A 9,237-nucleotide genomic window follows, 5' to 3' on the forward strand; every position below is an offset into this window, starting at 1 on the left:
GCCTTCCTGGCCGTCGACCGGCGGAACATGGCGGACGGCTGTGCCTCCGTGTCGGCCGACACCGTGGGCTCCGGGCGCCTGCCGCGCGTCAGCGCCGTGTACGCGATACCGCCCACCAGGCCCGACAGCAGGAAGCTGCAGTCCACCCCGCCGGTCAGGGACAGCAGCGGACCCTCGTACGAGGGCAGCGAGACGGCGGACAGGCCCACTGCCGCGCCCAGTGCCCAGGAGGCCGTGGCGGGCAGGTTCCAGCCGGCCGTGTACCAGTAGGCGCCACCGCGAGAGCGCCGGTTGAAGACTTGGAGGGCCTCCGGGTCGTAGACACCGCGACAACGGACGAAGCCGATCAGGGTGATCACCGCCCACGGGGTGCCGATGGCGGTCAGCAGCAGGACGAACGACGTCATCGCGGATTCGGCGTCCCAGGCGTAGTGCCCGACGAAGACGCACGCCGTGGCGACGCCCGCGACCGCGAAAGTGGCCTGGGGGCGCGAGGCGCGCGGCAGGATCGCATCCAGATCGAGGCCCATGGAGTACAGCATCAGGCCGGCGTTGCCGACCGAACCGGCGGAGGCGGCGAGCAGCAGCGGGATCAGGTACCAGGTGGGGGAGGCGTCGACGAGCGGGCCCGCATAGTCGAGGGCCGCCCGGGAGGCGTACGCCGTGAACGTACCGAAGAGCTGCGGAACGAGCAGACCGATCAGCAGGCCGATCCAGCTCGCGCGCAGCACGCTCCGGGAGGAGTGACGGTTCGGGGAGATGTACCGCGTGTAGTCGCCGAGCAGGGTGATGAACGCGATCGGGCCGCTCAGCCCCGCTGCGACCACGGCCAGCAGCCAGGTCGGCCAGAAGGACCCGAGCAGATAGCCGCCGGTGCCGGGCAATGCGGCGGTGGTGAAGTGCGGGGCGTACGCGACGATGCCCAGGATCAGCAGCGCGCTCATCGCGACGGCGAGGACGCGGGAGAGACGCAGCAGCATCCGGTAGCCGTAGACCGCGCCGATCACGGTGGCGGCGGCGAGCAGCGCATACACGGCCGCGTACGAGAGCCCCCCGGTCGACAGCCCGAAGAGGCGATGCATGGCGCCCACCATCGCGTCGCCGCCGATCCAGACGGTCAGCGCCGTGTAGCCGAGGGCGAGCAGCAGGCCGACGATCGAGCCGACCAGGCGGCCGCGCACACCGAACTGGGCACCGGAGGACGTGGAGAGGTTGGTTCCGGTGCGCAGCGAGACCAGGGCGAGCGGTGCCGTCAGCAGGGTCCCGAGCAGGGTGCCCGCGACGATCGAGCTCACCGAGGCCCACCAGTCGAGGCCGAAGGAGACCGGGAGCCAGCCGAAGATGATCACGCCCAGGCAGAGATTGGACCCCAGCAGGATCGAGACGAGGTCGCGCGGGGTGCTGGTGCGTTCCGCCTCCGGGATGGTGTCGACTCCGCGCTGTTCTACCGGCATGAGGGCGCCCCTGACGTTCGACGGTTTGAGTGCCGCTCTATATGAGCCCAAGTGCGGCTCTCCGTCAATGGTTCCCAGACGGGAAAATCTTGATTAGAGTGATGTTCAAATTGGAGGTGTACTGACGTGCGACTTACCCCTACCGAGCGAGATCGGCTCCTGCTCTTCGGCGCCGCCGAACTGGCACGGGCGCGCCGGGCGCGTGGGCTGAGGCTCAATGTCCCCGAGGCGACCGCGCTCATAGCGGACACCGTCTGCGAGGCGGCCCGGGACGGAAAGCGGCTCGCCGAGGCGATCGAGGCCGCGCGCGGCGTGCTGGGGCCCGACGACGTCCTGCCCGGTGTGGCGGATGTGGTCACCGAGGTGCATGTGGAGGCCGTCTTCGACGACGGATCCCGGCTCGCGGTCGTCTCGCAGCCCATCGGGGGAGGGCTCGGCGACGCCGCACCCGGCGCCGTACTGCCCGCACCGCCGCACGCCGAGCCCGAGCCCGCGCTGCGGCTGACCGTGCACAACACCGCGACCGTCCCGGTCAGCGTGACCTCGCACTTCCATTTCTTCGAGGCCAACCCGCGCCTCGACTTCGACCGGGCCGCGGCGTACGGGATGCGGCTGTGCGTCCCCGCCGGATCGTCGGTCCGCTTCGACCCGGGCGGCGAGACCGAGGTCGGCCTGATGCCGATCGGCGGCGCCCGGATCGCGATCGGCTTCGCCGGTCTGGTCGACGGACCGCTGGACGCGCCGGGCGCGAAGGAAGAGGCTCTGCGGCGCGCGGCGGCCTGCGGTTATCTGGGAGCGGAGGACGCCTGATGGACCCCAACGAATACGCATCGGTCCACGGACCGCGCGCCGGAGACCGGGTCGTTCTCGGCGACTCCGGCCTGGTGGTGCGCGTCGAGTCGGATGCGCAGGCGCACGGCGACGAGTTCCTGGCCGGCTTCGGCAAGACCGCGCGCGACGGGCTGCACCTCAAGGCCGCGGCCGTACGCGACACCTGCGACGTCGTCATCAGCAACGTGCTGGTCATCGACGCTGTTCAAGGCATCCGCAAGGTCTCCATAGGCATCCGTGAAGGCCGGATCCACTCCATCGGGCGGGCCGGCAACCCGGACACGCTCGACGGCGTGGACGTCGTCGTCGGCACGGGCACCACGATCGTGTCCGGCGAGGGCCTGATCGCGACGGCCGGTGCCGTGGACACCCACGTCCATCTGCTCTCGCCGCGCATCATGGAGGCCTCGCTCGCCTCCGGCGTCACCACCGTCATCGGCCAGGAGTTCGGCCCGGTGTGGGGCGTCGGCGTCAACTCGCCGTGGGCGTTGCGCCACGCCTTCAACGCCTTCGACGCCTGGCCGGTCAACATCGGCTTCCTGGCCCGCGGCTCGTCCTCCGGCGACGCGCCCCTGGTGGAGGCGCTCGCCGAGGGCGGTGCATCCGGCTTCAAGGTGCACGAGGACATGGGCGCGCACACCCGTGCGCTCGACACCGCCCTGCGCGTCGCCGAGGAACACGACGTGCAGGTCGCCCTGCACAGCGACGGGCTGAACGAGTGTCTGTCCGTCGAGGACACCCTGCGTGTCCTGGACGGCCGGACGATCCACGCCTTCCACATCGAGGGCTGCGGCGGTGGACACGTACCGAACGTCCTGAAGATGGCGGGTGTGCCGAACGTCATCGGCTCGTCCACCAATCCGACCCTGCCGTTCGGCCGGGACGCGGTGGCCGAGCACTACGGGATGATCGTCTCGGTCCACGACCTCAAGACCGACCTGCCCGGGGACGCCGCCATGGCGCGGGACCGGATCAGGGCCGGGACGATGGGCGCCGAGGACGTGCTGCACGACCTCGGCGCGATCGGCATCACCTCGTCGGACGCGCAGGGGATGGGGCGCGCGGGCGAGACCGTACGCCGCACCTTCGCCATGGCCGGGAAGATGAAGGCCGAGCTGGGCCCGATGGAGGGCGACGGCGCGCACGACGACAACGCCCGGGTGCTGCGCTACATGGCGAAGCTGACGATCAACCCGGCCATCGCGCACGGCCTCGCGCACGAGATCGGTTCGATCGAGGTGGGCAAGCTCGCCGATATCGTGCTGTGGAAGCCGCAGTACTTCGGGGCGAAGCCGCAGATGGTACTGAAGGCGGGCTTCCCGGCGTGGGGCGTGACGGGTGACCCCAACGCAGCGACCGACACCTGTGAACCGCTGGTCCTGGGACCGCTGTTCGGGGGGCACGGCGCGACCCCCGCCGATATCTCGGTGGCCTTCGTGGCGAAGGCCGCGGCCGAGCTGGGCTCCGACCTGATGCCGACGCGACGGCGCAGGGTGGCCGTGCGCGGCACCCGCGGGATCGGCCCGGCGGATCTCCGGCTCAACTCCCGCATCGGGGATGTGGCGGTGGACGCGCGCAGTGGGCTGGTCACGCTGGACGGTGCCCCGATGCGCTCGGAACCCGCCGAATCGGTGTCCCTCAACCGCCTCTATTTCCTGTAAGAACACAGCCCTTCAGCACACAGCTTCGAGGAGTCCAACGACATGACCTTCCGTATGCCGCCCGAGTGGGCCCCGCACGAGCGCACCTGGATGGCGTGGCCGGGCCCCAACGTCACGTTCACCGGTGACGACCTTGCCGAGTCCCGTGAGGCGTGGGCCTCGGTGGCCCGGGCGGTACGCCGTTTCGAGCCGGTGACCATGGTCGTCGGGCCGGGCCAGTCGGAGGGCGCCCGTGCCCTCCTCGGCCCGGACATCGACCTGGTCGAGCGCGAGCTGGACGACGCCTGGATGCGCGACATCGGTCCGACCTTCGTCACGGACGGCACCCAATTGGCCGCCGTGGACTGGGTGTTCAACGGCTGGGGCGCACAGGACTGGGCGACCTGGGAGCACGACGCGAAGATCGCCCGCCATGTCGCGGACCTTGCGGGGGTCCCCGTGCACAGCTCGTCTCTCGTCAACGAGGGCGGCGGCATCCACGTGGACGGCGAAGGCACCGTCCTCCTCACCGAGACCGTCCAGCTCGGTTCCGAGCGCAACCCGGGCTGGACCAAGGAGGAGGTCGAGGCCGAGATCCACGCCAAGCTCGGCACCACGAAGGCGATCTGGCTGAAGCGCGGCCTGACCGCCGACTACCCGCCCCACGGCTTCGGCACGCTCGGCCATGTCGACATCGTCGCCGCGTTCGCCGGCCCCGGAGTCGTCGTCGTCCACACCCAGCCGGACCCGTCCCACCCCGACCACGAGCCCTGCAAGGAGAACGTGGCCATGCTCAGGGCCCAGACCGACGCTCGGGGGCGTCCCCTGGAGGTCGTCGAGGTCCCTGCCCCGACCGTGGTGCAGGGCGAGGACGGTCACTGGGTCGACTACTCGTACATCAACCACTATGTCTGCAACGGTGGCGTGGTGCTGTGTGGCTTCGACGACCCCCGTGACGAGATCGCGGCAGGCATTTTCCGCCGTCTCCACCCCGAACGGACCGTGACCCTGGTCGACGCCCGTACGATCTTTGCCGGTGGTGGAGGTATCCACTGCATCACACAGCAGCAACCTAAGGTCTGATCCATGCCGAGCACCATCCAGCACGCCGGACAGGGTTATGCGATCGAGCGCTTCTACTCGGTGCCGGACGACGCGTGGTACCTGGAGCTCGCCGAGACGGACCCTCCCGGCCGGCCCTTCCTCACCGCGATCGTCGCGGACGAGGACCCGGACCGCACGCCCACGGTCTGCTTCGACGAGCAGACCGGGCACCGGGACATTCCGTACGCCGTCATGACCTGGTTCATGGAAGAGACGGCCGAAGAGGTGCGCAGCAGCCGGGGCTGGATGGAGATCGCGCCCGAACTTCTGGGCATGACCAGGCAGTTGCGTCTGCTCCTGCCTGGTCTGACGGTCGAGGACGAGCAGTATCTCCCGCTGCTGGCGATCCTGGCGGAGCTGCTCACCGACGACGATCTCGGCACGGTGCTGTCCGCGGCCTACGACATGGACCCGCGGACGGTCCGGAGCGACATGGCCGCGGTCCGCACACCTTTGCCGGGCGCCGTCGCCGAGTTGCGGGCGCTGCTCGCGTCGGACGGATGGACCGGGGGAGCCGCCCGATGACCCCCGCCCCGCGCCGCCGCAACACCGCCCCGCCCCGCGAGGAGGTGCTGGCCGCCGCCATGGCCACCATCGCCGAGCGGGGGCTCGACGGGCTCACCATGGCCGGGCTCGGCCGTGACGTCTCCATGAGCAGCGGTCATCTCCTCTACTACTTCCGGACCAAGGACGAGCTGCTCCTGCAGACCCTGGAGTGGAGCGAGGGCCGGCTCGGCGCCGAGCGGCGGGAGCTGCTGGCCCGGCAGACACCCGTCCGGGAGCGGCTCGACGCCTATGTCGATCTGTACATCCCCGACGGCCACCGCGACCCGCACTGGACGCTCTGGCTGGAGGTCTGGAACCGCTCGCAGAACGCTGACGCCGACGCGCGCGCCCGGCAGGTCGCGATCGAGGGGGCCTGGCACCGGGACCTCGTGGCGCTGCTGGCGGAGGGCGTATCGCGCAGGGAGTTCCGGGCCGTGGACGCGGACCGGTTCGCGACCCGGCTGCGCGCCCTGCTCGACGGGTTCAGCATCCATGTGGCGATCGGCCTGCCGGGCACCGACCGGGGCGGGATCCTCATTCACGTACGGGAGTTCCTGGACGAGGCGCTCGGCTGAGACCACCGATCGCCACCCCGGCGACAGCCGGTTCCGCATCGGCGCGAGCCCGGCCGGCCGCACGCAGCCGTCGACCGGGTGCGGCGGACTGCCCGTGCCGGAGCCTCCGTTCCCCCGGCCGTGAACGAGGCGCACGTACGTACGCGCGATCGTTGCCCCGTGCACGGTTGTCCATGACCGCCGGGCAGCTCGTCGGCCTCGGTCTCCAGATCGTCCTGCAGCGCACCATGTCCGATGCGGCCCTGCACAGTTGGGGCTGGCGCATCCCGTTCATCGTCGGGGCGCTCGGCGCGGCCGTCGTCTTCTATCTGCGTCGCTCCATGCCGGAGACCGAGGTGTACGCGGAATCGGGCGCCGCCGACCAGGAGGACCGCGGCACGCTCGGGGCGCTGTGGCAGCACAAGCGCGAGGCGTTCCTGGTGATGGCGCTGACCATGGGCGGGACCGTCGCGTACTACACGTACACGACCTACCTCACCAAGTTCCTCTCGAAGAGCGCGGGCATGGAGAAGTCCACGGCCTCGCTCGTCAGCTTCTGCGCCCTGTTCGTCTTCATGTGCATCCAGCCGCTCGCGGGCATGCTGTCCGACCGGATCGGCCGTCGCCCGCTGCTGATCACGTTCGCGGTCGGCTCGACCTTCCTGACCGTGCCGATCATGACCATGCTGAAGCACGCCGGCACCTTCTGGCCCGCGTTCGGGCCGGCGCTGCTCGCCCTGGTCGTGGTCACGGGCTACACCTCGATCAACGCCTGCGTGAAGGCCGAGCTCTTCCCGACCGGCATCCGCGCGCTGGGCGTCGCCCTCCCGTACGCCCTCGCCAACGCCCTCTTCGGCGGCACCGCCGAATACGTGGCGCTCTGGTTCAAGAAGGCCGGTATGGAGTCCGGCTTCTACTGGTACGTGGCGGGCTGCGCCGCGGTCTCCCTGGTCGTCTACCTGGCGATGCGCGAGACCCGCGACATCGACCTGGGCCGGGTCGGCACGGTGGCTTCCCGGGACGGGCGGACGGAGCCGTCCGGAGCGACGAGCGTCACGCCCGCATCCTGAGACGGCCGACGGCACGGGGGCGGTGCTGTGCGAGACTGCCTCCGTGTCCTCGTTCGTCATGATTATTGGCAACAGGCGCGCCGGTCCGCAGTGACCGTCTCGTACCACCACGTACGGAGCGGCACCGTGCCCCAGACCCGCGCGCAGACCTCTCGCACCCGCGAGGGGTTTTTTCGTTTTCCGGCCCTCACCTCGGCCGGGGCGATGCGTGCGCGGGATGATGGGGGCAAGTGGAGCCCAATCGTCCGGATCCACTCATCCGACAGGAGTCAGACCAGCATGACCACCAAGGCCAAGCCCACCGACGACAGCTTCCATGTCTTCGACACCACACTGCGCGACGGTGCACAGCGTGAAGGCATCAACCTGACGGTCGCGGACAAGCTGACCATTGCCCGGCACCTGGACGACTTCGGCGTGGGCTTCATCGAGGGCGGCTGGCCCGGCGCCAACCCCCGCGACACGGAGTTCTTCGCCCGTGCTCAGCAGGAGATCGAGTTCAAGAACGCCGAGCTGGTCGCCTTCGGCGCCACCCGCAGGGCCGGAGCCAAGGCGTCGGAGGACCCCCAGGTCAAGGCGCTGCTGGAGTCCGGAGCCCCGGTGATCACACTGGTCGCCAAGTCGCACGACCGGCATGTGGAACTCGCCCTGCGCACCACCCTCGAAGAGAACCTGGAGATGGTCCGCGACACCGTCTCCTACCTGCGCGAACAGGGCCGCCGGGTCTTCGTCGACTGCGAGCACTTCTTCGACGGCTACCGCGCCAACCCCGAGTACGCCAAGGACGTCGTCCGGGCCGCGCACGGGGCCGGCGCCGACGTCGTCATCCTCTGCGACACCAACGGCGGGATGCTCCCCGCCCAGGTCCAGGCCGTCGTCTCCACCGTCCTCGCGGACACCGGCGCCCGGCTCGGCATCCACGCCCAGGACGACACCGGCTGCGCGGTCGCCAACACCCTGGCCGCCGTCGACGCCGGCGCCACGCACGTCCAGTGCACCGCCAACGGGTACGGCGAGCGGGTCGGCAACGCCAACCTCTTCCCCGTCGTCGCCGCCCTGGAACTCAAGTACGGCAAGAGCGTCCTCCCCGAGGGCGCACTCGCCGAGACGACCCGTATCTCGCACGCCATCGCCGAGGTCGTCAACCTGACACCCTCCACCCACCAGCCCTATGTGGGTGTTTCCGCCTTCGCCCACAAGGCCGGACTGCACGCCTCCGCCATCAAGGTCGACCCCGATCTCTACCAGCACATCGATCCGGCGCTCGTCGGCAACACCATGCGGATGCTCGTCTCCGACATGGCGGGCCGCGCCTCCATCGAGCTCAAGGGCAAGGAGCTCGGCATCGACCTCGGGGGCAACCGCGAGCTCGTCGGCCGGGTCGTGGAGCGGGTCAAGGAGCGCGAGCTCAAGGGCTACACGTACGAAGCCGCGGACGCCTCCTTCGAGCTGCTGCTGCGCGCCGAGGCAGAGGGCCGGGTACGCCGCTACTTCCGTACGGAGTCCTGGCGAGCGATCGTCGAGGACCGGCCCGACGGCACACACGCCAACGAGGCGACCGTGAAGCTCTGGGCGAAGGGCGAGCGGATCGTCGCCACCGCCGAGGGCAACGGCCCGGTCAACGCCCTCGACCGGGCGCTGCGCGTCGGCCTGGAGCGGATCTACCCGCAGCTCGCCAAGCTGGAGCTGGTCGACTACAAGGTCCGCATCCTGGAGGGCCGCACCGGCACCGAGTCCACCACCCGCGTGCTGATCACCACGGGCGACGGAACCGGTGACTGGGCGACCGTCGGCGTCGCGGAGAACGTCATCGCCGCGTCCTGGCAGGCGCTGGAGGACGCGTACACCTACGGTCTGCTGCGGGCCGGGGTCGAGCCCACGGAGTAGCCCCCGGTCCGGGGCGGGCCCACCGGGCTGCACGGCGGTCCGGGGCGGCCCACGGCGGGGGGGCCGGGGGGCGGCCCCCCCCCGGGGGGGGGGCGACGGGGGGGCGCCCCGACGGGGGGAGATAAAAAAAAGAGACGGGCCGCCGCGGAAA

Annotated in this window: 7 protein-coding genes and 1 pseudogene; 7 read left to right on the top strand and 1 reads right to left on the bottom strand. The window is 70.4% G+C overall.

The features are described from left to right. Nucleotides 1–1,454: cytosine permease (locus ACFU6I_RS46475; protein WP_384380042.1), on the bottom strand; the 1,454-nt coding region annotated here is incomplete at its 3' end. A gap of 126 nt (nucleotides 1,455–1,580) precedes the next feature. Here ACFU6I_RS46475 and ureA point away from each other — a divergent pair. From ureA to cimA, 7 genes and pseudogenes are all read left to right on the top strand, one after another. Continuing rightward, nucleotides 1,581–2,264: an urease subunit gamma gene (gene ureA / locus ACFU6I_RS46480; protein ID WP_384380045.1), complete on the top strand. Its 684-nt coding sequence runs from the start codon at nucleotides 1,581–1,583 to the stop codon at nucleotides 2,262–2,264. Then, entirely contained in the window at nucleotides 2,264–3,946 is a 1,683-nt protein-coding gene (locus ACFU6I_RS46485; protein ID WP_384380048.1) for an urease subunit alpha, read from the top strand. The genes ureA and ACFU6I_RS46485 overlap by 1 nt, the downstream gene beginning before the upstream one ends. 42 nt (nucleotides 3,947–3,988) lie before the next feature. Further along, entirely contained in the window at nucleotides 3,989–5,008 is a 1,020-nt protein-coding gene (locus ACFU6I_RS46490) for an agmatine/peptidylarginine deiminase (protein WP_384380051.1), read from the top strand. Nucleotides 5,009–5,011: 3 nt separating this feature from the next. Continuing rightward, a complete protein-coding gene (locus ACFU6I_RS46495; protein WP_384380054.1) occupies nucleotides 5,012–5,554 on the top strand; it encodes a hypothetical protein in 543 nt (180 codons plus the stop codon). After that, nucleotides 5,551–6,150 (top strand): TetR/AcrR family transcriptional regulator, encoded by a 600-nt coding sequence (locus ACFU6I_RS46500; protein ID WP_384380057.1) that lies wholly within the window; start codon nucleotides 5,551–5,553, stop codon nucleotides 6,148–6,150. Before ACFU6I_RS46495 ends, ACFU6I_RS46500 begins: the two co-directional genes overlap by 4 nt. Before the next feature lie 167 nt (nucleotides 6,151–6,317). After that, a pseudogene (locus ACFU6I_RS46505) lies at nucleotides 6,318–7,199 on the top strand (MFS transporter); the annotation flags it as partial. Nucleotides 7,200–7,478: 279 nt separating this feature from the next. Further along, on the top strand, nucleotides 7,479–9,086 hold the full coding sequence (cimA, locus tag ACFU6I_RS46510) for a citramalate synthase (protein ID WP_384380060.1): 1,608 nt from the start codon (nucleotides 7,479–7,481) through the stop codon (nucleotides 9,084–9,086). Nucleotides 9,087–9,237 lie beyond the last annotated feature (151 nt).

The sequence above is a fragment of the Streptomyces sp. NPDC057486 genome (genome assembly GCF_042802415.1).
Taxonomy (GTDB): domain Bacteria; phylum Actinomycetota; class Actinomycetes; order Streptomycetales; family Streptomycetaceae; genus Streptomyces; species Streptomyces yanii.

Bases quoted from the DNA above. Each gene is read 5' to 3' on its own strand.
- ACFU6I_RS46485 (WP_384380048.1), top strand. From the start codon at position 2,264: ATGGACCCCAACGAATACGCATCGGTCCACGGACCGCGCGCCGGAGAC.
- ACFU6I_RS46490 (WP_384380051.1), top strand. From the start codon at position 3,989: ATGACCTTCCGTATGCCGCCCGAGTGGGCCCCGCACGAGCGCACCTGG.
- ACFU6I_RS46495 (WP_384380054.1), top strand. From the start codon at position 5,012: ATGCCGAGCACCATCCAGCACGCCGGACAGGGTTATGCGATCGAGCGC.
- ACFU6I_RS46500 (WP_384380057.1), top strand. From the start codon at position 5,551: ATGACCCCCGCCCCGCGCCGCCGCAACACCGCCCCGCCCCGCGAGGAG.
- cimA (WP_384380060.1), top strand. From the start codon at position 7,479: ATGACCACCAAGGCCAAGCCCACCGACGACAGCTTCCATGTCTTCGAC.